The organism is Arthrobacter sp. B1805 (genome assembly GCF_002929745.1).
Lineage (GTDB): Bacteria > Actinomycetota > Actinomycetes > Actinomycetales > Micrococcaceae > Arthrobacter_D.
In genome coordinates this window covers 86,064-109,035 of the sequence record NZ_PJIQ01000011.1, presented here as the reverse complement: position 1 = coordinate 109,035, position 22,972 = coordinate 86,064, and the positions used below count along the sequence as shown (strand labels likewise).

Here is a 22,972-nt window from a genome sequence, read left to right as displayed (position 1 = left end):
CTCAGCTCGGGGAGACTGCCATGACCGTTGGTGAGTTCTTCGCCGACACTGTTCAGTCCGGGGCCCTGCTCGCGGCGATTCCGCTGGCGATGACAGCCGGGATCGTGTCCTTCCTCTCCCCGTGCATCCTGCCGCTGGTCCCCGGGTACCTCGGCTACGTCTCAGGGCTCACCGAACCGGGACGGCCGGACAACCGCAGACGGGTACTAACCGGGGTGGCTCTGTTCATCCTCGGATTCGCGCTCGTGTTCACCCTGTACGGGGCGGCGTTCGGAGTCATGGGATCCTGGCTGCTGCGCTGGCAGGACCCACTCATCCGGGTCCTGGGCCTGTTCGTGATCGTGATGGGCCTGGCCCTCGTTGGCAGGGTCTCGTTCCTCCAGCGGACAGCGAAAATCACGTGGCGCCCGAAAACAGGGGTCGCCGGAGCACCCCTGCTGGGTGTCGTTTTCGGTCTCGGCTGGACACCGTGCATGGGTCCGACCCTCAGCGCTGTCCTGGCGCTGAGCACCACGACGGGCACCGCGTGGCGGGGAGCTGTCCTGGGATTCGTGTACTGCCTCGGTCTCGGGATCCCCTTCGTCCTCGTCGCCCTGGGAGTCCAATGGGTCACGACCGCCTTGGCCTTCGTCCGCCGCCACATCCGTGTCTTCAACATCATCGGCGGGTCCCTACTGATTCTCGTCGGAGCGCTCATGGTCACCGGTGTGTGGATGCTGTGGATCTACCAACTGCAGAACCTTGCCGGCACTTTCCTCACCCCCATCTAAGGACACCGCCGGCGCGCCGGGCCGTCCACTCCCGTACCTCTACAACCGGAGGGAACCTTCGTGAAATACCACCCCCACCCGACCATACTGTCGGTCGTACCTCGCCCGGCACGGGCCACCGTGTGGTCCCGTCGCGCCGCGGCGATGCTGGTCGCTTCCTGCCTCGTTCTCGCCGGCTGCGCAACAGCCAACGATGATCTCGCCGACCAGGCCCGCGCCGGCGATAACAAGAACTACATCGCCGGGGACGGGTCAGTGGCCGAATACGCGCCGGAGGAGCGCAGCGAACCCTTGGACGTGCAGGGAACCCTGTTCGACGGGACTCCGGTCACCTCCGGTGACTGGAGCGGAGACGTCGTCGTTCTGAACGTCTGGTACGCGGCCTGCGCCCCGTGCCGAGTGGAAGCGCCTTCCCTCCAGCAACTCAGTGAACGATTCACCCCCGATGGTGTGCGCTTCTATGGGGTGAACGTCCGCGATGAGAAGCCGACCGCGGAAGCATTCGAGCGGACCTTCGGCATCACCTACCCGAGTTTCGAGGACCGCAACGGAAAGCTGCTGCTCCAGCTCACCGACTACGTACCACCCCAGGCCGTCCCCACCACCCTCGTCTTGGACCGGCAGGGCAGAGTCGCAGCACGGATCCTCGGCGTCGCCGACGAAACGACCCTGCGCACCCTGATCAGCGACGCCCTTAACACCCCCACAGCCACCGCTAGCACCACCGCCAAAACCAACGCCCTCTCCCACACACCAGCAACAACGGTCATAGGGCTTAGGGCAGGGATGTCATTCGTGCGCGGGGTCGATGAGCAGCAGGACCGGAACCATGTCAGCTGACACGAAGCCCGACGCGGGACAGGGCCGCCGTCCCGTCCCCCGTCAGAAGGGCGGACCGGCAAAGGACGATGTCCGGGTGTCCGCTCTCGGGCCGGTGGAGATGCTTCGTTGGGTGTGGCGGCAGCTGACCAGCATGCGCACTGCACTGCAGCTCCTGCTCCTGCTCGCGGTTGCTGCCGTGCCAGGGTCCTTGTTCCCGCAGCGTCCCGCGAACCCGGCGGTCGTGACCCAGTACCTGCAGGACAACCCTGATACCGGTCCTTGGTTGGACAGGTTCCAGCTCTTCGACGTTTTCTCCTCCGTCTGGTTCTCCGCGATCTACCTGCTGCTGTTCACATCGCTCATCGGTTGCGTCATTCCGCGCACCAGAGTGTATTTGAACGCGTTACGGGCAACACCGCCCCGCACACCGCGACGACTCTCCCGCCTTCCCCAGCACGGCACACTCACCCTGCCAAACCGCCCCGCCCCGGTCCCGGATCCGGTTTCTGGTCCAGGCCTGGATTCGGCCGGCCAGCCTCCCTCTGTTGCACATCGCAGCCTCACTGCCACGGTCACAGAGGCGGCCGCGATTCTTCGCAAGCTCGGGTACCGGGTCGACGTGCGGGATACGGACACCGGCCGGCCCTCCGTCGGGGCCGAGCGGGGATTCCTGAAAGAAGCAGGGAACCTGTTGTTCCACACAGCCCTGATCGGGGTGCTGGTAGCCGTCGCAGTCGGCGGGATGTTCGGGTACCGGGGGCAGAAACTCATCGTGGAGGGTGAAGGATTCACCAACGCCCTGATCGGCTACGACTCCTTCACCCCCGGAACAAATTTCAACGAGGACACCCTGGCACCCTTCGCCCTCACCCTCGAGGACTTCGATGTCACCTTCAACCGGGACGACCCAGCCACCTACGGGCAGCCACTGGACTTCACCGCCACCATGACTGTGCAGGAGAACCCCGATTCCGCCCTGGTCCGGCAGGAGCTGAAAGTCAACGCGCCGATCGGCATGGACGGAACCAACGTCTACCTCGTCGGAAACGGTTACGCGCCGGTCATCACCGTGCGTGACGGCGACGGCAACATCGCGTTCTCCGGGCCCGTACCCGCCCAGCCCACGGACTCGGCCTACACCTCGACCATCGTCATCAAAGCCCCCGACGCGCAACCCGACCAGCTCGGGTTCGTCGGGTTCTTCCTGCCCACCGCCGTCGTCGACGACACGGGGCTTGCCTTCGGCTCGGATCCCGACCCGTTCAACCCCCGGCTGAACCTGAACTCCTACTACGGCAACCTCGGCCTCGATGACGGCACCCCCAGATCCGTGTATCAGCTCGACACCACCGAGCTGACGCAACTCAACGGACGGGACCTGGACGCAGGCGGCATCGTCCTGGAACCGGAGCAGACCTACGAACTGCCCGACGGACGAGGGTCCATCACCTTCGACAGCCTCAAACGCTTCGTCGCACTGGACATCACCTACGATCCAGGCAAGATCGGGGCCCTCGTGTTCTCCACCCTGGCCCTGACCGGACTCATCCTTTCCCTCATTACTCCACGCCGCCGCGCCTGGATCGCCGCGTCCACCTCGACGGACGGGAACACGGTCATGGAATACGGGCTCCTCGCCCGGGGGGAAGACCCCGGACTCGGCAAGGAAGCAAACAGGATCCGCACCTACCTGCAACACCACTTCCAGCAGCAGTCCGGGCACCAGGAGTTTCCCGAGACCCCGCACAGCACGACCCCACCGGCCCCTATCCCCGACACCACCGAAAACACCACCCCCAGCACTGTCACCAGCACTGTCACCAGCACTGTCACCAGCACTGTCACCAGCAGTTCCACCCGACCATCGGATCAGTCATGAACCCCGCACCGCCGGATACCTACATTCCCTCCCCCACGATCAGCGCCCTCCAGTTCGGACCCATCACCCTGAACTTCTATGCGCTGTGCATCCTCGCCGGGATTGTCACCGCGGTGTGGCTGACCGGACGCCGCCTCGACGCCCGAGGCGGCCAGCCCGGCCAGGTCCTCGACGTCGTGATGTGGGCGGTTCCGTTCGGCATCATCGGTGGCCGGCTCTACCACGTGATCACCGACTATCAGCTCTACTTCGGGCCAGGGAAGGACCCTGTCGACGCGCTGAGGATCTGGGAAGGCGGCCTGGGCATCTGGGGAGCCATCGCTCTCGGTGCCCTCGGCGCGTACATCGGCTGCCGCCGCAACAACGTCACCTTCCTCGCGTTCGCCGATGCCGCCGCCCCGGCAGTTCTCATCGCCCAGGCCCTGGGCCGGTGGGGCAACTGGTTCAACAACGAACTCTACGGGGATCCCTCCACCGCACCCTGGGCCCTGCAGATCCACGCCATGGACGCCGGCACCGGACGGGCACAGCTCAACCCCGACGGAACGCCGGTCGTCCTGGGATACTTCGACCCGACCTTCTTGTACGAGTCACTGTGGTGCCTGATCGCAGCAGCCCTGATCCTGATCCTGGATCGGAGAACCACCCTTGGCGCCGGTTCCGTCCTCGCCCTGTACGTCGCCCTCTACACCGCCGGCAGGTTCTTCTTCGAACTCATGCGCTCCGACTACGCCAACACCATCCTCGGACTGCGCATCAACACCTGGGTCTCAGCGATCCTCTTCCTCGCCGCGACCACCCTCTTCCTCATGCGCAGAAACCGCCCCCGATCAGCCACACACTCCACGGAACTCCAGGACCCACCGCAACACCCCGAAATACCTCCCACCCAGCAAGCCGACATCACCGGCCCCAGCACCCGCTAACAACCACTCACCCGACGGGACCCACCTCATGCAACAACCCCACGAACCAGGGGCAATCATTCCCCCATCCGACCCGCCGGCTGCCGCACCGCCGGCACACCCATCCCCTGGTGGACGTACCCCTCCCCCGGTCCCTACCCCGGAAAGTACCCTCACCGCCGATGGGTTGTCGGCAGCAGATGAACCGGTCCTGTGGAAGGAACGCCTGTACCCGAACTTCTGGGTGTGGCTGATCATTGTCGGCCTGGCCTTCGTCCCGGCGGTCGTTTTCGCTCCCATCGACATGACTATCGGGGTCATGGCATCCGTCATCACCCTGATCTTCCTCGTGATCATGATGGTGACGTCCATTCCCACCATCGTGGTGACCCGCTCCGTGCTGCAGGTCGGCCGTGCCCGGATTGACCGGATGTATGTCGGCACAGCGGAGGCCTTCATCAAGGAAGAAGCCACCGCCCAACGGGGAACGGGCCTGCACGGGTTGACCTACCTCTGTATCAGGGGATGGATCGACGCCGTCGTGAAAATCGAGATCACCGACAAGGAAGACCCCGCACCGTACTGGCTGGTGTCCTCCAGGCACCCCGATGAACTTGCCGAACTCCTCACCGCCCGGACACCACGGCCGTGATCGACAGGGAATGCCTCGACCGAGTGGAAGGTCATTAGGACATGGGATCAAACAAGCGCAAATCAACTCAGTCACGAGCAGCGAAGCAGCGCTACGTGGCAGCACAACACGCCGAAATTGAACGACAATACCGACGAAAGCAACAGCGCAAAGCCCTCATCCTCGGCGTGATCCTTCTAATCTTTGCCGCCGTCACCGCCCTGACGACGTTCATCCTCGTTACCTGACGGTCATTGAAATGAGCAACACCCTTCATCTGGCACTGGCACTGGCACTGGCACTGGTCAGGGGGCGGGGCAGAGGGCCTTTCCTGGTGTTGCGTCTCATCTGGGGCGACACCTGCATGACTCATCTACTTACATGAGTAATTGGGTCAGGCCGAGTACAAGCCCTCCGGTGCTCGGACGATGGGTAGTGGTTTGTTCGCGGGCTTGTGCTCCATTGCCGTGCAGCCCTGGAAGGGGCCGGTGCCCGAGAAGAGGGCGGCCATGGTGGGGTCGGCGTAGTTGTTCCACCAGTTCGCCAATCCGGTTGTCGGGTCGAGGCGTAAGGCTTCCCAGGCGCGCCAGAGGGCGTTGAGCCGGTTGACGGCTTCCTTGTGTCGCCACCAGCTGGCGCACCAGGTGAACTCCGCACGTCCATGAGACACCACGGGCCGCTGATACTGGTGCACCAGGAACTCGGTCACGAACTCCTCGAGGTTGTCGAAAACCATTTCGGGAGCAGGCTGCGCGGTCCGCTGAGTTGGGCGGGCGCTATCGGTCTCGGGTTCCTCGCCGGGGAACACATCATCGGCAGAGTCGTCGGCCCCGAAGGGCGCATGTAGATCCACTTCTCTACTCCTTAACCATTGCCAACCACCGGTTACCGCCGGCAGCGACAACCGGGTTGGGAGGAACCTCGGCAGTGGCTTCCACCACCGGAGGTCTCGCTGCAGCGGATGCAGAGGCGACCCGTGTGTCATTGTGAGCGGCTTCGGACGCCGCAACCTTGTCCGCGTAGGGGCGGTCGCTGACAGGGACTGTGCGCAGCAGGACGGCCCGGGAGCCGGAGCCGAGCATGATGGCCCGGCCCTTGGGCATCGCGGCGAGATCCGCGACGGACAGGATGTCGTCGGTGGAGTCCTGGCGGCTCGTGGAGCGGCTGTCCTTCTGCCTCGAGGTCGACACCGACGTGTACCGGTACTGACCCACGAGGTCGGAGAGCATCTTCAGGAATCCCTCTTCCTTGACGTTGCCGCCGTAGGTGAAGACGTTGGCCGTGGAGAACAGCTTCTTCATCCCGGACTCGCCCCACACGTCGACGCCTTGAGACCAGGATTGGAGGAAGGTAGAAACCACGATTCCTCGGGAGCCGTAGTGGCTGTAGAGGTCGGGCAGGTTCTCCCACCGGCACACGTTCGCAGCCTCATCGAGGACGCAGACCATCGGGACCGCCAGGCGGCCACCCGCCTGCGTGGCCGCGTACTCCTCGGCTGCGGTGGCCGTGGCCACGGTCAGGGACGTCACTAGAGGACCTGCGGTGCCGGCGCCTTCCTTGGACAGCGCATAGAGGGTGTTCTTACCCTTGATGAAGTCCTCGGGCGTGAACTGCGGCCGCGGATCGTTCGGACCGCTGGGGTTCACCCAGGCGGCGATCTTCTCGTTCTTCAGGCACGTGGCCATCTGCCGTGCGGTGCCGTAGACACCTTCGCGCTGCTTGTCGGGCAGCGACATGGTGCTGCCCATCGAGTCGGCTTCCTTCCGCCATCCGGCGTCGAACAGAAGACCGGCGGCTTCCTGGTTCTCGGAGTGGGAGAGCCAGCTATGGACCTGACTGATCGGGCGGTCGCTGACCGCGGCCGCGAGCAGGTACCCGGCGAGTAGGTCCTTGCCTGCGTTGTCGAAGTAGGCGTCGCCGCCCTTGGCTCCGACGGGCCGGGAGCCGAGGGCGAAGTTGTTCGCCATTTCTGCGGCTCGTTCTGCGTCGATGACGTAGCTGAGCGGGTTCCACCACCAGGTGGGCTTTTCGTTCGCAACTCCCTGCGGGTCGAAGATCCACACGTCGCCGTTCTCGGCGCGGATGTCGCGGGTCAGGTCGGACAGGTCGCGCTTGTTCGACGTCGCGATCACCGGCCCGGGAGCTTCGATGATCGAGGGTGCAGCCTGGGTTGTGGTCTTGCCGGTGCGGGTGCCCCAGATGTGCAGGAGTGTGTCCTCCCACGACGCGTACAGGGTGTTCCCGCCGCGCACCATCTGCCCGATCTTGATGCCCGGTGACTGCTCGGCGCTCAGGCCGAAGCGGGCGGCTTTGGCTTTCACCTGCTTCTCGGTGAAGGGCGCGACGTCTTTCAGGGACGCCATCTTCACTGCGGCCCGGTCGTGCTTGACGATCTTCCGGCCCTTGCGAATGCTCAGGACGATGTACAGCACGAACAGTGCCAGCAGCACGACGCCGGCAATGATCGCCAGCGTGATCTCGGTGGAGCGCCACGGCATGATGCCGGTGAAGTTGCCCAGGGATCGCGGCCAGAACCCGGTAGGGATTCCTTCGGGCCGGGGTGCGAGCTGATGCCCGAGGGTGTTCAGCCCGTACAGGGCGCCCGGGACGCCGATGAGGGCGACGATGAGGACGACCAGCAGGCCGGTCTCCCCGCCGAGGCCGGCTGTGTGCTTGCGGTCCAGTGAGCTCACAGCTCGCCTCGTTCCTCTGCGGCGCGGCTCTTGGCCTTGTGCCACTTCTTCTCGGTGTCGTGGACTCGCGACCGGCGCTCGGTGGGGGTGAACTCCATTGAGAACGGGATGCCGGCCCGGGAGCCGACCTTGATGAAGAACTTGCCCTGCCCTGGTGGGGGCTGGGTGGTCCGGTCGTCGTTGTACCAGGCGGCGTTGTCGTCGTCCTCGAGCCACGCGGCCAGCTCGTCGTCCGTGAACGACTGATCGGTCCGCCGGAACACGTCGTCGTTGGTGTAGCGCATGGCGTCGTCGCCTGCCCGGTTCCAGGCGGGCGGGTCCTGCCATGCGGCGAGCTGTTCCTGCTCCCGGTTGCTCAACGGCACGGACTGGGTGAGCAGCGGCATTTCGGAGCGGGCGAGGCCACCGAGGATTTTGATGCCGCAGCGGTCCATGATGCCCTGGGCCTTGTGCCGGTCCGCTTCGTCCTTGACCGCTTTGAGGTCAGAGGGAGTGTGGGACGCCATGATCTGCCCGACGCCCCACTCACGGTTCAGACGGGTGAGGGCGTTGACCTGATCCACGATGCCGGGACCGGCCGCGAGGGTGTTCCACAGCTCATCGAGTATCACCAGGAATCGCTGGCGCTCGATCACGCCGTCGTCAGCGAGCATGTTCGAGGTGGTGACGGTCCCGAACCCGGCAGACCAGCACGCCATGAGTGTTGCCGCCCGCAGATCGTTCTCGGCCTGCGAGATCCGGGAGAGGTCGAACGCCATCGGCGTCGTCGCGTCGATCTTGTGAGTGGACTGCTTGGAGAACATGTCACCGAACGCGCCAGCCCCGCAGAGGGAGTTCAGCGAGGACTCCAGACCCTCGGTGATCGTGTCGTACCGCTCGTTGCTGCCACGATCCAAAGCCACCTCGCGCACCTGCGCCGGACGTGCTTTCAGGACAGTCCGCAGATCGTCCATGAGGGGAACAGTGCCAGCGAGGTTGTGCTCCGCCTCGAGGACCATCAAGCACCGGTCAAGGATCGACTCCTCACGCTCATCGAGGGGTTTTTTGCGCAGGATGGCAATGAGAGCGGCAATGAGTCCACGACGTCGTGCGTGCAGTTCGGTGAGCAGTTCCTCCCGCTTCACGGGGGAGAGCCGGGTCGCAGCTTCTAGGGCGCCGGCATCATCGAGGGGGTTGATGTGGCCGATACCGCGGCCCAAAGGGAGGCCCTTGCCGCCGAGCTTTTCGATCATGTCGATGTGCTCGCCCTTGATGTCCCCGAGGATCATGGGGTTCACCCCGAACGCGCACAGGCCGATCGCCATGCGGCGCAGCAGCGAGGACTTCCCCAGGCCGGGGTTCGCCATGACGAACGCGGACGGGTTCGAAATCAGGCGGACGTTCTGGAACCACGAAATCGGGTCGCAGCACACCGGCTCGTTCGAGAGCAGGTTCCGTCCCAGCGGCACACCTTCCAGGGGTGCGCCGCCGCCCATCGGGAACGGGTACAGACCGCACACCTGATAGTTCGTGCCGCGCATCTCCTTCACCGGGTGCAGCAGCTGCGCCTCACCCATCCCACGGCCCTTGAACCCGCGAGGCCCTGGACGCATGGGGGCCTTGACCGCAGTGCTGCCCGTCCGAGCTTTCCTCGCATTCGTCGCAGCCTTCGTACCGCTCTTGGCTCGGCCCTTCGCTTTCGCAGGAGCGTTCGTTGACCGGCCTGTACTGAGTTTCGCGAGAACGCGGGCCCATGCTCCGTCAGGAACCTGCCCCGGGTTGGATGAACCCGCAGCGTTGAAGGAACCTGCAGATGGGTTGAGTGCGGCCATCAGAGTGCGTCCCTTACAGTCTTGGGCAGTGCCAGGTGGTCGGGAATGACGATGCCCAGCGGCAGGCCGGCGGCGAAGGTGGAGTCCTGCGCCCCGTAAGCCTCCTCGAGGCGGATACGAGCGGATGCGCCGAGGTTCTCGATCGCGGCCTCGGCTTCGGGCAGGTCCTCCTTGTGACGGACCGTCGCGGTGACGATCATCGCGAAGTTCAGCAGACCTGCTCCATCGGCTTCCTCCTCCGCCGTCGCTTTCGCGGCCCGCGTCTCACGGCTGTCCCGCGACGTCGCGCGGTTCCGTGATGAGGCGTTGAAGGTCGCGGTGTTGACGTCGTTCTCGACCAGCTGCGCAGCTCGCGCCGGGTCGATCGGACGGTAGAGCATCGTCACGCGCTTGCGGACGACCTCAGGGGTCGGCGCGACGAGGGACTGCAGCACGTTCGCCTGAATGGTGGATCGAGGGGGCACTGACATCGCCCAGGTCTTCGACCACGCGTTGTTGTGGTGGTAGCTGTCCCAGAACGCGTCAGCGGCCTGCGGGCCGACCTCGTTCCAGTCCAACATCGGTGCCTTACCGTCTGCGTGGGCGCGGTCGAACAGGATCGCCTCCGCAGGGTCGTACGCCACGCGGATGACCTCGCACAGCTCCTGCGCGGACAAGGGGGTCGAGACGCCGGCCCCGGTGTCACCCAGGCTCAGGGTCAGGTTCGGCAGCCGGGCCGCGAGGTCGTTGGCGACCTCATCGGCTTTGCGGATCTTCCCGCCCGGGCGCAGCGTCGCCTTGAACGTCACCGCGATGTACGCACGCGTGACGGTCGCACCGGTGGGAAGGGCACGCACGGTTTCATTCATGATGTCGCGGGCGAACGCCGGTGCGTTCGGGTCCATCCGGTTCTCGACCTTACGGGCGAGCCGGAACCCGGAATCCGGTGCGGTCTCGATCGTCGCGGACGCGGCAATCAGACCGGGCTCGTCGGTGAGCATGCCCAGCCAGTGCGACCACCGGTCGACCCACCGGTTGATCTGCTCCTGGTCGACCATGCCGCCACCGTCCGGCTCGGAACCGAGCACCACGGTGTAGTGGTTCTTCACCGGGATGTGCAGCAGGGCGAACGGGCGGCCGTAGCCGTCGGTGTGCTCGCTGATGGTCGAGCGAGCCGAGATACCAGGCAGCTGCGTCGTCCCGGAGGGAACACGGCTGATCGGTCCCGCCCGGTACACGTTCGCCCCGGCGTAGCGGGCGTTCATCCACCCGAAGCGGCGCATGATGCGCTCGATCATCGTGCGGCCGTGCTTGTTCTTCTGCATCGACAGGAGGATCAGCACTCCAATCAGCAGCTCGAAGATCAGGGCTCCCATCCACTGGCCGAGCATCATCAGGACCACGCCGACGACGACGCCGAGGATCAAGATCATGGTGCCGGCCGTCGACAGCCCGGCCAGACCCTTGCTCGTCGGCAACCGGTAGTTGCCGTAGATGCGTGGTCGGACGTCGGGGGTCTTAGCGTCGGTGTGCGCCATCAGTGCGGTCCTCGTTCCCAGTATTGTTCGAGACTTCGTTCTTCAACTGCTGCGCCTGCTTTTGGAGCTGCGCAGCTCCCTGACTCAGCGCAGCGCCCGCCGGGCCAGCCGCACTGGATGCACCCTTGGGTCCAGCTGCTCGCGCACCCGCCGGCCCTCCGGCTGTCTGGGGCGGAATAGCGCCCTGAGCCGAAGGCTTAGCCCCCGACTCCGCAGCTGACGGTGGTGAAGCCTTCGGAAGGCTATTCGAACCGCCCTGTCCACTGCCCGAACCGGTTTGAGCACCTTCCTGGACAGCACCCTGGACGGCCTCGCTGCCCTTCTTAATCGCCTGCCCAGCAACCATTGCTGCAGCTACGGGAGGCACGGCCGCAGCCGCTCCAGCTGCAGCACTGCCACCAGCCGCCGCACCAGCGCCTGCACCAGCGGTACTGCCAGCCCCAGCCGTGGTACTTGCTGCTGACTCAGTCGGCACTGCTTTCGAACCGCCACCGGTCACGTCTGCGCCCTTCGGTGCAGCACCGTCACCGCTACCGTCCCCGCCGCCCTTCGGAGCGGACGACGAGTTGCCCGAGGTCCCCGACTTCGCCGGAGGCCCCTGAGGTGGTGCCTGGCTACCGAACCCCTGTCCTCCACGCGGAGTGCGGGACGCACCCTGCGGGATTGCTGCGCCCAGTGCTGCGAAGCCCATGGCGGCCCCACCGCCACCACCGGAGGACGCCATGGCGCCCAGCGCCGGGCTGAGGAAGCCGATGAGGACCGGCAGAGCCACAACAGACGCGAGGATCAGCATGAGGCCCGCGGAGAACTGCAGGAGAGCCTGACCGGAGAACAAGCCAGCGGTCGTCATCTGGATGCCGGTCGCGTAAATCAGTGCGGCAGCTGGCTTGTAGAACGCGAAGGCGAGGGTCCACGCAATGATTTTGCTGAACCAGCTCTTACCCGTTTCGGTGTTCATGAAAGCCGCCGACAGGGGCAGGACACCAGCAATGAGGAACAGCATCGCCGTCCGGAGCACCATGAGCATGATCTGCACGATGTTCACCAGCACGGCAAGCAGCCCGCCGACGATGATGAGCATCTGATTGCCCATCAGGAAGGTCGCGCTGGAGGCGCCCGTGTCTTCCATGCCCAGAAGCATCTGCACATCAGCTTGGAAGTCGTCTCCGACACCAGCCTGGATGATTTGCTCCGCCAGAGCGTCGGTAGCTCCGAGGAGCACGTTGAGGAGGGCGACACCGGAGGCTGTCACGATGGCCAGCGTCAGGAGTCCCTTGAGGAGGTCCTGTGCCGGTTCGGCCCGCTGTGACCACACCATGCGGACGCCGGCGACGATCATGCTGATAGCAGCCAAAGCGAGAGTCAGATAGAACGTCTGATCCTGCACGAAGCCCACGGCCGGAGCCGACGAGGCTGCGCGTCGAGGAACGATGTAGCCGACCAGAGAGGTGGCTCCACCAACGAGGGCAGCCCCACCAAACACGATGGTCGCGGTGTTCACCAGGCCCGCACCATCACCACGGCGAGCATTCGTCACCAGAGTGATTCCCAACAAGATGATCGCGATCGTACTAATACCAAGCCCGATCCACGTCGCATAACCGAGGATCGTGGCAACCTGATCATCGAACGCACCCCCCGCGGGAGCATCAGCGGAACCAGTGGCTCCAGTCGTCAGATTGCCCGCGTCGATCGTCGTCCACAGCGTGCCGAGCTGGGCGATCGTCGCAACCAACGCCGCCTGAACGGCATCAGCCATCGCTTCAATCGCGTTACCTGCTGCACCGGTAAGAGCGTCTGAAATGCCATTGCCGACGTTGCATCCGAGATCCCCAAAGTTGCATTCGTTCTTAGCAACCTCAGCCACTGTTGGGACCCCAAGGAATGTAGCCCGACAGGTCGGAAATCTGACCCTGAACAGGCCCACTCGAACCGTCGTCCTTGTACCTCACGTACCAGTCACCCTCGTGCCACTCCATGACGCCAGAGGTGGTGAAGTAGACAAGTCCCTCGCCGGAGTCACCAGAGTAGGCAACCTCCACTGTTGCCTTATCTTCCGTGTAAGACAGAAGGCGGAAGCCTTCGATCTTGATTGGAGGAGTCGGGCCGGCATCGGAGGCTATTCGCTGCTCAATCCGCTCAAGACCGATGTCTTTGCCAGGGCCTTCGAGTGAAAGAGCTTTGGTGGTTTCCAAGAACAACGCATCATCGCCCGATGAGGCGAGCAGTCCCACCATGGCGACAAGTGCCCCTTCGGGGGTGTGGGAGTAGCAGGAGCGGACACCAGTCTGCTCGTCCACAACACCTGGGCCATGATCGGCGGACTTGGGTGCTGCAATTCCACCAAGGAACTCCCACTCAACGTTCTCAGGCGCAGAGGTCAGGGTGGTCCCTCCGGTGGCACCCAGGCCGCACACGGACTCGTCCGATGAAGTTGCCGACGCAGATGGTGTAGGTGTGGCCGCCTGTGTCTGAGCTGGTGGTGCGGCCTCGGATTCGTCGTCGTTGCCGACCCAGACGAAGAGGATGATCCCGACGATGATGAGCAGCAGGACGGCAACCGCTGACATGAGGAAGCGGGGTGCAGCCCACCAGACGTTCTCGGTTTCTTCGGTTTCGGCCATGACTACTCCTGTAGGTAGGGCTGATTCTGCAGGGTGGCTAGGCTGCGCCGCCGCCGGAGATGAAGGTCAGCAGTGAGGCTCCGCCGGAGATGAGGGCGACGGCGAGGACGATTTTGATGATGCCGGAGATCTCCTGCGTGGTTTCGCCGCGGCTGGAGTCGAACGCCATCTTGCCGCCGACGACGAGGAGGCCGAGGACGCAGATGCCCAGGGCGATCCACTTGCCGACACCGACCATCCGGTTCCAGGCGTCGCCGATCCCGGGAGGGGCTAGGGGCGCGCTGTCGGGCAGGGTGTTCGCGTTGATCATGACGTCCTGTGCGAGGAGGAGCAGCTGCATGGTTCTAATTCCTTCCAGAATTAAGGTGATCGATGACCTCACTGAGACTGGTGAGGACTTTCCTTGGCTCGCGGGCCAGCGACTCGGGGTCGACCGTGCCGTGGAGCCGAAGCTCTTCTATCCACGGCAGCGTCCACGTCTGTGGGACGCCGCCGGCGGTGATGCGGGTCAGGTTATGCAGGGCCTTGGGCGTCTTGCCGGGTGCGTCCGCGATCACGATGAGGCCGCGCAGGGTGATGGTGGGATGTGAGCCGGCGGCCCAGTCACGGGCTGCGAGCTGCGCGGCTTTCAGGCCCCGGTGGTTCTGCCGGGCGACGAGAAAGACATCGGCCGGCGGCGCCGACAGGTCAGTGGTCGGGACAGCATCCGAGCGGGAGGGCCAGCGATGGTGGCAGGGAACCCCGCCCAGGAGGTCGGCCATGGTGTTCTCACCGGCTCCCCCGTGCACTCCAAGCCAGAAGACCTCGGGGTTGTCGGTGATAAACCGGGCCATACCCTCGCCTGCAGCGAGGCCAAGAATGCCCTGCTGCGGACCGGCGACACCGCGTAAAACCTCAACAGCGTCCCGAATTTCGGTCTCCGTCACGACGGGCGCCTCGACGGGCTCGCGCGTGACGAAGTCGCCCCAACGATTGTTCATTTAGCTATGCCCCCGACGGCTTCCCATAGACTCGACTGCGATCATCCTAACGCACCGCAGAGAACTGGAGAGCCATTATGTCAACTGAAGTGACCGAAAGTGAATCGAGGCGTAACCTAGGGTACTGTTCCCTGCATGGGGACTGGAGTGGTCCTTGTGTCTAGAGCACTCGATGTACTTTTCGCTGATCTGCCCCCGCGACTCAGTGTCGACCAGCTCACTGACGTTCTTGGTCTATCCGACAAGACAGTGACGTACCGATGGCTGCGCGATGGCCGGATACCTGCAATCAGACTCGGCGGGACATGGATCATCTTCCGCGACGACATCAAGGACCACCTCGAGGCGCACTACAACACGCCTGGCCCCAAATCTGCGCCGGAACCAGGTACCGAGCCAGATACCGAGAACGATCCACCAGAAGACTGAGGGGACATGATGACGGCGGAAGCACTGACCAGGCCGGTATGCACGGCGACCATCGGCGACGACGACACAGTGAGCGTCACCATCGATGGAGTCGACCAGACCTTCGGGTCCATGCCGGAAGCGATCGGCTTCCTCGCCAGCACGGCAGGCGACCTCAGCCGCCCCGTGAAGGTCACCGCCTACGATCCGTCCTCGACGACGCAGCCGCAGACCCACCTCATCGTCAATGAGGACGGTTCTGTCGAAGCAGACGCCAGCGTGCCCGTGAAGAAGCGGCCACCACGCCGAACCACCCCCCGCCCAACCCAGGCAACACCTGCAAGCCAGCCCGAACGCCCGGCAGGACGTCAGGCTGAGCGTCCTGTTACAGCAGACGTGGACCCCACTTCTGTGGCCAGCCTTCCTGTGATCGAGGATGCTCAGCCCGAAGCAGCGGAACCGCAGGCATCACGCCAGGCACCTCAGCCGGCGGTCAAGCAGATCCCTGACATTCCCCCAACGGCTTCCCCCGAACCGGCCCCGGTGTCACATGGATCAGAGGTGTCAGCGGCATCAGCGGCATCACAGCCTGTCCCAGTCACTGTTCAGGTGGAGCCAGGGGATGCCCGGATCAAGCTGCGCCCCGAGGTGAAGGCCGAGAAGGCGGCAGCGCCGGCACGTGAGGGGTTCCGGGGCTGGCTGAACGCCACGTTCAAAGCCAAGCTCGCCGCGTCCCCTGCAGAGCAGGCAAGCCGTGAGCGGCGGGCACGGATCCAGCGCCCGCTGGAGACCCACTGCACCATGGCCGTTGTCCAGCTCAAGGGCGGTGCGACGAAGACCACCGTGGCGTACCACCTGGCCGCTACCTACGGGCGGATCCGTGGAGGGAACATCCTCGCGGGTGAGTTCAACGAGAACCAGGGCACCCTGGGTGAGCGGGCCGTTGCAGGCTCCCACGACCGCACCACGCTGGACCTGATCCGCAACCTCGGTACCGTCACCCGACGCACCAGCGACCTCGTGCGCTACATCCGCCCGCAGGGCGACGACCGCATCCACGTCCTCGCCTCCCCGCCCGAAGGCGCTGACCGCCGCCGCGTCGACGGCACCTCCGTGAAGGCCGCGCACGATGTACTGCTCTCTCTCTACAACCTGATCCTGCTCGACACAGGCAACTCCGCCCAGGCATCGACATGGCAGGCCGCCGTCGACGTCGCTGACTCGCTCGTGTTCGTCGCCCAAAACAAGGCCGATGACTTCCGTCTCCTCGAGGCGACCATCGAGGGCGTCAAAGCCCAAGGCCACGCCGCGAAGTTCGCCCGGTCGATCCTGGTCATCACGAACACCGCGCAGCCCAACAGCGAACGGCTCGCCCAGCTCAAGGAGTACGGGGAAAGCATCGGCCTCGCGGCCGTCGTCGTCGTGCCGTTCGACAGGTCCCTGCAGGAGGGCCAGGACTTCGACTACGAAGCCCTGAACCCCGCCACACGCCGAGCCTACGAGGAAGCAACAGCCGCCCTCACCGACCAGCTCTAAACGCACATCATCCGGTCTCACATTCGGTCTCAGTTCAAACGCAGGGGTTAGGAAGGCATGGCAGGGGGGAAAGCCATCGGGTGCGGCATCGCCGCCCTCACCGTCGTGCCTCTCGGAGCGGTCGTGGCCATGACCATGCTTGTCGCCGGCATCGCTGAGGACGAGGAGGCCGCGCAGCTTGAACGAGCGTCCTGCACCGTGTCCGAGGACGCCGGTGCGAAGCCAGGCGCCCTGCAGGCTGTTCCGAACGGGTGGGGGCCTCTGGTGGAGGCGGCAGCGAAAGAGGCGGGCCTTCCTGCCAGCGTCGTCGCCGCTCAGCTGAACCAAGAGTCGGGGTGGAACGAGAACGCCACCAGTCCTGTCGGGGCCCAGGGCGTCGCCCAATTCATGCCAGCGACGTGGGCGGCCTACGGCAACGGCGGTGACCCGTTCTCCGCGAAGGACGCCATCCCCGCCTACGGGCGGTACATGGCCGCACTGAAGGAGGAAGTGCAGTCGATCGCAGGCGGGGATGCGAACCTGCTCGTGCAGCTCACCCTCGCCGCGTACAACGCCGGCCCGGGAGCCGTGCAGCAGTACAAGGGCATTCCCCCGTACCAGGAGACAGAGAAGTACGTCAGTGCCATCCTCGACTCCGCGCAGAGCGGGTTCTCCATGGACTGCAAGGCACCCACCGGCGGCAAGCCGTGGGACGGCGACCTTGGAGACGGCGAGTGGACCGTTCCCCTGCCGGGAGGCGTCTTCACCTCCGGCTACGGGAAGCGCAACGTCATCGGCCTGCCCGCCTGGGCCCAAGACCACGTGGGCGTGGACATCTCCACACCCGGCGCCGGCTACGGCAACGGCGGACCCGTCGTCGCACCCACAGACCTGCGCATCACCGGGTTCAACGACAAGGACGGGTGCGTGATCGCCAAGGAAGACGGCGACGACCCCGACTTCGGGTTCGCGTTCTGCCACCTCAACGCCTACTCCGTGAAGGTGGGCGACAAGCTCAAACGCGGCGACATCATCGGCGCTGAGGGCAACAAGGCAGACCTCGGCAGCGTTCCTACACATCTACATTTCGAGATTTATACACCCGAAGCCCCCGACGTCACCTACCCGTACGAAGGCTTCAACATCGACCCCGAACCGATCCTCAAAGAGAAAGGCGCGTGGCCAGCATCATGACCCCGACACCCACGCACCACCGACCCACACACCAGCACCTGCACCGCCGCTCGACGGCCGTGCTGTGCCTGGTCATGTCACTGACGCTCTCAGCAGTCGCCTGCAGCAGCGTTGATGAGCAGGCTGGGCCAACCTTCGAAACAACGCCGACGACCGTTTACGAGGGCTCCTACACGCCAATGGCTGAAAGCGACTTGATCGGCAACGGCACCTTTGCGACCCCCTACGACGCTGACCGCGCCGATGTCGAGTCCACGGCCGAGGTCGCCGCGCTCATGCTGCACTCGTGGGACACCACAATCGACACCACCCAGACAGCAGCCGCGATCCGTGCGATCCCGCTGATGAGCAACGAATGGGCGATCAACCAGGTCGAGCCCGAGCGCAACGGCGCACAAGGCGAATGGCTGGAACCCGCCGAGCACCAGGCATACAGCGCGCCCTCGATCGTTCCCGCCCCCGGCGACGTCTCCGAAGACGTAGCCGACGACAAGGCCATCCGCGCCTATGACGTCAGCTGGCGCTGGATCAGCCGCGACGGAACCGACCTCCCTACCACCGGGCGGCAGATCGTCACGATCTACCTCGAGAAGCACGACGGCCAGTGGGACGTCGTAGGACACCAGTTCCAGGACATGGGGCTCTGATGCGAGTAAAAGTGTGCCGCGACACGCCGCCGCCTTCCCACTTAACTCAATCTGATTCAGGTTTGATCTGTCTTACAGGTTCAACTGGAAGAGGGATCATGGCACAGCGCAGCAAGGGTGAACGCCACGTCATCACCGCCCGACTGCCGATGAGCGACGCCCAAAAGCTCGCCGCGGTCGTTGCAGCGACGGACGAGAACAGGAGCGACCTAGTCGCCCGTCTCGTTCATAGCTACCTCGAAACCATTGACCTCGATGCAATCACCGGCCAGGAGGCATTCCAGCTCAGCAAAGCGTCATAAAAAAGAAGGCCCGCCGTAGCGGGCCTTCTCATATCCAAGAATCCAAGCTTCACACCGTCTTATCCGCCAAGACTGCCGGTGAGTAGCTCAACCGAGTGCGTCCTTTTCAGGTCGTACCCTCTGCCGAAAGTGTACACCGAGTGCTTGAAGCACCTCCAGCTCCTTATACCGCGCCACGCCGTGACGATTCCTCCCACCGTGATGCGGTATGGGCCTTGGCGCCGCTTATCGCCGGGCAGCCGTTCTACCGTCTTGGACGGTGGAAGGACGGCCGGTTCCAGTACCCGCGGCCCACCACTCCCCTGCCGATCACCAGGACGCCTCCTGCGCGTCCGGCGGCTGTCATGCTGCACAACGTCAACGGCTCCGTCCGCACACTCGTCCTCGACCTCGACACTTCCAAGGCCCGGAAGGCGGTCGTCGACGACGACGCCCGACGCCTTGGAGAGATCCTGCGCGCAGCCGGCCTCGCCTACGTCGAGGACGAGTCACCCAGCGGCGGCCGCCACCTGTACGTGCCGTTACAGGAACCCCTCACTGCGGCCGAGGCCCGCCAGCTGGTCGAAGCTTTCGGACGTCGCGCCGTCAGCCTTGACCCTAGCCCGCACCAGAACGTCGTCCACGGCTGCATCCGGGTCCCAGGATCCGCCCACAAAGCTGGTGGCCATCAGAGACTCATCACGCCGCTCACGGACGCCTACGGTATCCTCACCCGCCGCAACCCCACCACCGCGCTGGCCGCGCTGCGCACAGTCCTGGCGCCGGAGCTGCACCGCCTCGAGCAGCAACGCCGCACACAAGAACGCGCAACGGCCGCGACAGCAGCCGTCCGAGCAATTGCCAAGGGATCCGCAACATCATCGGCACCAACGGCCGGCAGTGAGCGCCCCCTGCGCTCCGTGGCCCGCACAGGGCTCTACGACACCAGCCGCTACGCCAGCCACTCAGAAGCACGCATGGCGGTTCTCAACCACTTCTCCGCCTGCCACTGGACTCTCGCTCAGGTCCGCGCAGGCATGACCGACCAGTTCGCCGGCCTCGCCGCCCTCTACGGCACCAAGACCGACCGGCTCCTGCCCGTCGAGTGGGCCAAAGCCCAAGCGTTCACCGCCACCACCGCACCAGCGAAAGACCCCTCTCAACAAGCAGGGAAGAAGACTGCGCACAAATACGACACAAGCCCCACTTACCTCACGGGGGGCAGCCCCAACCTCGCTCTGCAGCCAAGCCAGCCCTCCATCCATCAGCTTGTGAACGACCTCGAGAATGTCCTCTACGCGGTGCTCGATCGCAGGCTCATGGAACGAGGCAGGGAAGGCACTCACCTCCGGTTCCTCATTCGCGCAGTCTTGGCCTACATGCGGACCATGGAAACCAACATCCTCGACGTCGGTTGCCGCACCTTCGCCCTCGCCCTCGGCAAGAGCCACGCCACCATCGCCCGCCTCCTACCCATCCTCGAACGAGTATCGGCAGGCATCCTCACCCGCATCGACCGCGCACGCGGCCGCAACGCCGACACCTACGCCGTCCAGCTCCCCGATCACTTCCAGCAGCTCGCCCGCACCCTCACTTGGCGCAAAGGCAAGATCCACGCCATCCGCCCCGTGTTTCGGGTCCTCGGAGACGTCTCAGCCCTCGCCTACGAAGCCATCGAACGCGGCCACCACTCCCCCAGCACTGCCGACCTCACCCGCACCACGGGCATTTCACGCCGGGCCCTCATCGACCACCTCGCCGGCATGGAGGCCCTGCAGATGATCCGCAGACACCATGGCCGCTGGGAAGTCGTAGCCATCACCAACCTCTCCCAGCTTGCAGACCGCCTCGGTGCTACCGAGGACCGTGAAGCCCAGCTCACCCGCTACCGCAAGGAACGCGCCGCCTGGCACGCGTGGCTGGACCGCCATCTCGTCCCCCAGCTCAACGAGCACGAGCTGCACGACGCAGAAGTAGACGATCACTGGCTACCGCCCCTCGAGAACGAGGCCGAGTACCAGCGATCCCTCTGGAACGCTGCGAGACAAGTGGCTTAGCATCGACCACGACACTCAACTTGGCCGCGAGCAGCTCCACGGGCTGCACAGCATGGAGGTTCCAACAATGTCTGACGTTGCCGGCGACCAACTTGAAGCGTTCATCAACTCAAGCGCTCACCGGGGCCTCGGCCACAGTCTTTGGTGGCTCAGTGCCTACGCCAAAGCCTTCTTCCTCGGAGACTTCAGCGGGGCCGCGCTCGGCACCATTGTGGTCAGGTACAAAACCACCGGAGAGGAAGTGTTGCGTGTCAGCAGCGGAACCCGCGATGAGACAGCCGACCTGCTGATGCGCATCGAACAAGACCTGGCCCAGCTGACACTCAGCGACTTCCTCGCGGAGTGGAACGCGACCACACCCTGACCACACATTGGCCACGTCTCCTGCCCACATGGGCACGGCACAAGCTCCCCCACGCTCCGCTGCTTGTCCCGCACACATATGGACAGCACGAACCAACGGCCCGCCTGCACACAACGACCTGCGTCACCGACACGGGGTAACTCACCTCGAGCGAGCGGTGGCCGTGCACAGCCTCCTGGCGCTCAGGTACCGAAACGATTCTTGACCGGGATGTCACGGCGCCGGCACTGATCCGGACGCACCCACGCCTCACGAGCCCGCGAGAACTCAACCCACTGCGCGTACACCGCATCAGATGTCCATGCCATCGCGAAACCCTTCAACGTCTGCTTCCGACCATCCGGGTACTCCAACTCCACCCACATCGCAGGTGCCTTCTCCGACTCAGTCGCCGGCCGATCAGGTGGGTCGAGCTGCAGCGGAGGCACATAGCGGTCCGCGCTGGGCGGTATCCCGTGCCAACCAGGGTGAGGAGCTGAAGTCACCGGCATACCGTACCGATCTCTTCCGACAAGACAGACCTGCCGGTTCCGCGCCTGCTATTGCTACCGAACAAGTAGTAAAGTACTACAACACTACTACCATAGTAGAAGCATCAAGATAATTGAATCACTTTGATGCGACTTTCATCGCTCCTGCGTCACCTCGAAAGCCGTTTAGCACCAGAGTGCGTCTGTAGTGATGTGATACTACTACTACATTAGTAGCATGGTACTACCGTACTGGTACTGTATTACTACTATTTTAATCGGTAGTGGCAAAGGTCGACGGTGTGTATGCCACGATCCAACTACTAGTTCGGTAGTGTATTACTACCAAACTAGTAGTGCGCTACTACCAAATTACTACCGTATTACTATCAGAAAGGGTTCTATGATTCTCCTGATTGCGCATCATAAGGGCGGTGTTGGTAAGAGCACTATCGCCGTCAATCTCGCCGTGGAGTTTCAGAGGCGCGATATGGATCCGTTCATTCTAGAGGCTGACCCAACAGTCCATACGTCCACCAACTGGGCGAGGGATCGAGAGGAAGCTGGGGGAGTTCCGGTACAGACACTCCAGAAGACCGGGAATCTACGCCAGACACTGATGGACCTAGGGGAGAGATATGGGGTCGTAATTGTCGATGCACCGGGCAAGGACTCACGTGAGATGCGAACGGCTATGACTACAGCAGACATGCTGCTTGCTCCGATCGAACCGACTCAACCGGCATTGGATGTTACAGAGCAACTGGCGAAGGTCATTGAAGAAGCGCGGGACCTGAATCCGGAATTAAAGGTGCTCGCAGTACTGAACCGGGTTCCGACAAATACCTTCTCGAAAGCAGCAGACCAAGCAAAGCAGTACCTGGCTGAGTTCCCTGAAATACGTCTGGCATCGGCCCGGCTGCACGAGCGCAACGCCTACAAGGAGGCCTTGGCTGAGGGGCTGGGCGTGGTCGAGATGCGAGACAGCAAAGCGAAGAACGAGATCCAGAGGTTAGCAGAGGAGATCCTGGCATGGTGAAAGTAAGGCAACGCACCACCGCGCAGCAGGAACGAGCAGCGGAAGAGTTTGCAGCGAAAGCGGAGCAGCCTGAGGTGCCCGAGTCAGAGGACCGTCCCTCCCGACAGGCTCAGCCCAATCGGAACCTGCCGGCATGGAAGCGCCGAAACAAGGAGCCGAAAACGAGCGGTGCCAACATTCGGGTCAGTAAATCTCAACTCGAACTACTGCGCCGGGCAGCTGAGACTGAAGAAATATCGCAGCAGAAGTTGATCGAGAATATCCTTTGGCCAGTCTTGGAGGAACGGTACGGCGACAAATAGAGACCTGCGAGGTGTTGTTAGGTCCTCAAGGAGTATTACGGGGGACTGGCCGATGCAGAGGAC

23 protein-coding genes are annotated in these 22,972 nt (G+C 64.0%); 15 read left to right on the top strand and 8 right to left on the bottom strand.

Annotated features, from left to right (window positions below; all coding sequences use genetic code 11):
* Nucleotides 1-20: 20 nt before the first annotated feature.
* The 6 genes from CXQ96_RS13080 (at nt 21) to CXQ96_RS18130 (ending at nt 5,255) form a co-directional block, all read left to right on the top strand.
* Complete coding sequence (locus CXQ96_RS13080; protein WP_104118454.1) at nt 21-770, top strand: cytochrome c biogenesis CcdA family protein; 750 nt, start codon at nt 21-23, stop codon at nt 768-770.
* Between the two features lie 60 nt (nt 771-830).
* Nucleotides 831-1,610, top strand: coding sequence for a TlpA disulfide reductase family protein (locus CXQ96_RS13075; protein ID WP_308662871.1), 780 nt, complete (start codon nt 831-833; stop codon nt 1,608-1,610).
* Between the two features lie 100 nt (nt 1,611-1,710).
* Nucleotides 1,711-3,471: a cytochrome c biogenesis protein ResB gene (locus CXQ96_RS13070; RefSeq protein WP_219816149.1), complete on the top strand. Its 1,761-nt coding sequence runs from the start codon at nt 1,711-1,713 to the stop codon at nt 3,469-3,471.
* Entirely contained in the window at nt 3,468-4,397 is a 930-nt protein-coding gene (gene lgt / locus CXQ96_RS13065; protein ID WP_104118453.1) for a prolipoprotein diacylglyceryl transferase, read from the top strand. The genes CXQ96_RS13070 and lgt overlap by 4 nt, the downstream gene beginning before the upstream one ends.
* Before the next feature lie 166 nt (nt 4,398-4,563).
* The gene (locus CXQ96_RS13060) at nt 4,564-5,028 is read left to right on the top strand and encodes a DUF3093 domain-containing protein (protein ID WP_258059118.1); all 465 of its coding nucleotides are present in this window, start codon (nt 4,564-4,566) and stop codon (nt 5,026-5,028) included.
* Between the two features lie 41 nt (nt 5,029-5,069).
* Nucleotides 5,070-5,255 carry a hypothetical protein gene (locus CXQ96_RS18130; RefSeq protein WP_133083213.1) on the top strand — a complete coding sequence of 62 codons (186 nt, stop codon included), beginning with the start codon at nt 5,070-5,072 and terminating at the stop codon, nt 5,253-5,255.
* Between the two features lie 146 nt (nt 5,256-5,401).
* Here the strand turns inward: CXQ96_RS18130 and CXQ96_RS13055 are convergent, their stop codons facing one another.
* From CXQ96_RS13055 to CXQ96_RS13020, 8 genes are all read right to left on the bottom strand, one after another.
* The gene (locus CXQ96_RS13055; RefSeq protein ID WP_258059117.1) at nt 5,402-5,860 is read right to left on the bottom strand and encodes a DUF4913 domain-containing protein; all 459 of its coding nucleotides are present in this window, start codon (nt 5,858-5,860) and stop codon (nt 5,402-5,404) included.
* A gap of 4 nt (nt 5,861-5,864) precedes the next feature.
* Complete coding sequence (locus CXQ96_RS13050; RefSeq protein WP_104118451.1) at nt 5,865-7,700, bottom strand: type IV secretory system conjugative DNA transfer family protein; 1,836 nt, start codon at nt 7,698-7,700, stop codon at nt 5,865-5,867.
* On the bottom strand, nt 7,697-9,256 hold the full coding sequence (locus CXQ96_RS13045) for an ATP/GTP-binding protein (RefSeq protein WP_181036465.1): 1,560 nt from the start codon (nt 9,254-9,256) through the stop codon (nt 7,697-7,699). The genes CXQ96_RS13050 and CXQ96_RS13045 overlap by 4 nt, the downstream gene beginning before the upstream one ends.
* A 254-nt stretch (nt 9,257-9,510) precedes the next feature.
* Complete coding sequence (locus CXQ96_RS13040) at nt 9,511-11,028, bottom strand: SCO6880 family protein (RefSeq protein ID WP_181036464.1); 1,518 nt, start codon at nt 11,026-11,028, stop codon at nt 9,511-9,513.
* Entirely contained in the window at nt 11,009-12,787 is a 1,779-nt protein-coding gene (locus tag CXQ96_RS13035) for a hypothetical protein (protein WP_104118450.1), read from the bottom strand. The genes CXQ96_RS13040 and CXQ96_RS13035 overlap by 20 nt, the downstream gene beginning before the upstream one ends.
* 100 nt (nt 12,788-12,887) lie before the next feature.
* Complete coding sequence (locus CXQ96_RS13030) at nt 12,888-13,652, bottom strand: hypothetical protein (protein ID WP_104118449.1); 765 nt, start codon at nt 13,650-13,652, stop codon at nt 12,888-12,890.
* A gap of 37 nt (nt 13,653-13,689) precedes the next feature.
* Nucleotides 13,690-13,992 carry a hypothetical protein gene (locus CXQ96_RS13025; protein WP_104118448.1) on the bottom strand — a complete coding sequence of 101 codons (303 nt, stop codon included), beginning with the start codon at nt 13,990-13,992 and terminating at the stop codon, nt 13,690-13,692.
* A 4-nt stretch (nt 13,993-13,996) separates the two neighbouring features.
* Nucleotides 13,997-14,632, bottom strand: a complete 636-nt coding sequence (locus CXQ96_RS13020) for a DUF6668 family protein (protein ID WP_104118447.1) — start codon at nt 14,630-14,632, stop codon at nt 13,997-13,999.
* Between the two features lie 135 nt (nt 14,633-14,767).
* Here CXQ96_RS13020 and CXQ96_RS19100 point away from each other — a divergent pair, with 135 nt between their 5' ends.
* The 9 genes from CXQ96_RS19100 (at nt 14,768) to CXQ96_RS12970 (ending at nt 22,909) form a co-directional block, all read left to right on the top strand.
* Nucleotides 14,768-15,061, top strand: a complete 294-nt coding sequence (locus CXQ96_RS19100) for a helix-turn-helix domain-containing protein (protein WP_104118446.1) — start codon at nt 14,768-14,770, stop codon at nt 15,059-15,061.
* Nucleotides 15,062-15,067: 6 nt separating this feature from the next.
* On the top strand, nt 15,068-16,576 hold the full coding sequence (locus tag CXQ96_RS13010) for a hypothetical protein (protein ID WP_104118445.1): 1,509 nt from the start codon (nt 15,068-15,070) through the stop codon (nt 16,574-16,576).
* A gap of 57 nt (nt 16,577-16,633) precedes the next feature.
* Nucleotides 16,634-17,749, top strand: a complete 1,116-nt coding sequence (locus CXQ96_RS13005; protein WP_104118444.1) for a transglycosylase SLT domain-containing protein — start codon at nt 16,634-16,636, stop codon at nt 17,747-17,749.
* A 179-nt stretch (nt 17,750-17,928) separates the two neighbouring features.
* Complete coding sequence (locus tag CXQ96_RS13000; RefSeq protein ID WP_258059116.1) at nt 17,929-18,396, top strand: hypothetical protein; 468 nt, start codon at nt 17,929-17,931, stop codon at nt 18,394-18,396.
* Between the two features lie 98 nt (nt 18,397-18,494).
* A complete protein-coding gene (locus tag CXQ96_RS12995) occupies nt 18,495-18,698 on the top strand; it encodes a hypothetical protein (RefSeq protein WP_104051518.1) in 204 nt (67 codons plus the stop codon).
* 215 nt (nt 18,699-18,913) lie between these two features.
* Complete coding sequence (locus tag CXQ96_RS12990) at nt 18,914-20,734, top strand: hypothetical protein (RefSeq protein ID WP_258059115.1); 1,821 nt, start codon at nt 18,914-18,916, stop codon at nt 20,732-20,734.
* A 67-nt stretch (nt 20,735-20,801) separates the two neighbouring features.
* Entirely contained in the window at nt 20,802-21,098 is a 297-nt protein-coding gene (locus CXQ96_RS12985) for a hypothetical protein (RefSeq protein ID WP_104118442.1), read from the top strand.
* An 873-nt stretch (nt 21,099-21,971) separates the two neighbouring features.
* Nucleotides 21,972-22,607, top strand: coding sequence for an AAA family ATPase (locus CXQ96_RS12975; RefSeq protein ID WP_104118440.1), 636 nt, complete (start codon nt 21,972-21,974; stop codon nt 22,605-22,607).
* Nucleotides 22,601-22,909, top strand: a complete 309-nt coding sequence (locus CXQ96_RS12970) for a hypothetical protein (RefSeq protein WP_104118439.1) — start codon at nt 22,601-22,603, stop codon at nt 22,907-22,909. Before CXQ96_RS12975 ends, CXQ96_RS12970 begins: the two co-directional genes overlap by 7 nt.
* Nucleotides 22,910-22,972 lie beyond the last annotated feature (63 nt).

Excerpts from the sequence above, each read along its gene's own strand:
- CXQ96_RS13080 (WP_104118454.1), top strand. The coding sequence starts at position 21 with ATGACCGTTGGTGAGTTCTTCGCCGACACTGTTCAGTCCGGGGCCCTG.
- CXQ96_RS13070 (WP_219816149.1), top strand. The coding sequence starts at position 1,711 with ATGCTTCGTTGGGTGTGGCGGCAGCTGACCAGCATGCGCACTGCACTG.
- lgt (WP_104118453.1), top strand. The coding sequence starts at position 3,468 with ATGAACCCCGCACCGCCGGATACCTACATTCCCTCCCCCACGATCAGC.
- CXQ96_RS18130 (WP_133083213.1), top strand. The coding sequence starts at position 5,070 with ATGGGATCAAACAAGCGCAAATCAACTCAGTCACGAGCAGCGAAGCAG.
- CXQ96_RS13045 (WP_181036465.1), bottom strand. The coding sequence starts at position 9,256 with ATGGGTGAGGCGCAGCTGCTGCACCCGGTGAAGGAGATGCGCGGCACG.
- CXQ96_RS13040 (WP_181036464.1), bottom strand. The coding sequence starts at position 11,028 with ATGGCGCACACCGACGCTAAGACCCCCGACGTCCGACCACGCATCTAC.
- CXQ96_RS13035 (WP_104118450.1), bottom strand. The coding sequence starts at position 12,787 with ATGGCTGATGCCGTTCAGGCGGCGTTGGTTGCGACGATCGCCCAGCTC.
- CXQ96_RS13030 (WP_104118449.1), bottom strand. The coding sequence starts at position 13,652 with ATGGCCGAAACCGAAGAAACCGAGAACGTCTGGTGGGCTGCACCCCGC.
- CXQ96_RS13025 (WP_104118448.1), bottom strand. The coding sequence starts at position 13,992 with ATGCAGCTGCTCCTCCTCGCACAGGACGTCATGATCAACGCGAACACC.
- CXQ96_RS13020 (WP_104118447.1), bottom strand. The coding sequence starts at position 14,632 with ATGAACAATCGTTGGGGCGACTTCGTCACGCGCGAGCCCGTCGAGGCG.
- CXQ96_RS19100 (WP_104118446.1), top strand. The coding sequence starts at position 14,768 with ATGGGGACTGGAGTGGTCCTTGTGTCTAGAGCACTCGATGTACTTTTC.
- CXQ96_RS13010 (WP_104118445.1), top strand. The coding sequence starts at position 15,068 with ATGATGACGGCGGAAGCACTGACCAGGCCGGTATGCACGGCGACCATC.
- CXQ96_RS13005 (WP_104118444.1), top strand. The coding sequence starts at position 16,634 with ATGGCAGGGGGGAAAGCCATCGGGTGCGGCATCGCCGCCCTCACCGTC.
- CXQ96_RS13000 (WP_258059116.1), top strand. The coding sequence starts at position 17,929 with ATGGCTGAAAGCGACTTGATCGGCAACGGCACCTTTGCGACCCCCTAC.
- CXQ96_RS12995 (WP_104051518.1), top strand. The coding sequence starts at position 18,495 with ATGGCACAGCGCAGCAAGGGTGAACGCCACGTCATCACCGCCCGACTG.
- CXQ96_RS12985 (WP_104118442.1), top strand. The coding sequence starts at position 20,802 with ATGTCTGACGTTGCCGGCGACCAACTTGAAGCGTTCATCAACTCAAGC.
- CXQ96_RS12975 (WP_104118440.1), top strand. The coding sequence starts at position 21,972 with ATGATTCTCCTGATTGCGCATCATAAGGGCGGTGTTGGTAAGAGCACT.
- CXQ96_RS12970 (WP_104118439.1), top strand. The coding sequence starts at position 22,601 with ATGGTGAAAGTAAGGCAACGCACCACCGCGCAGCAGGAACGAGCAGCG.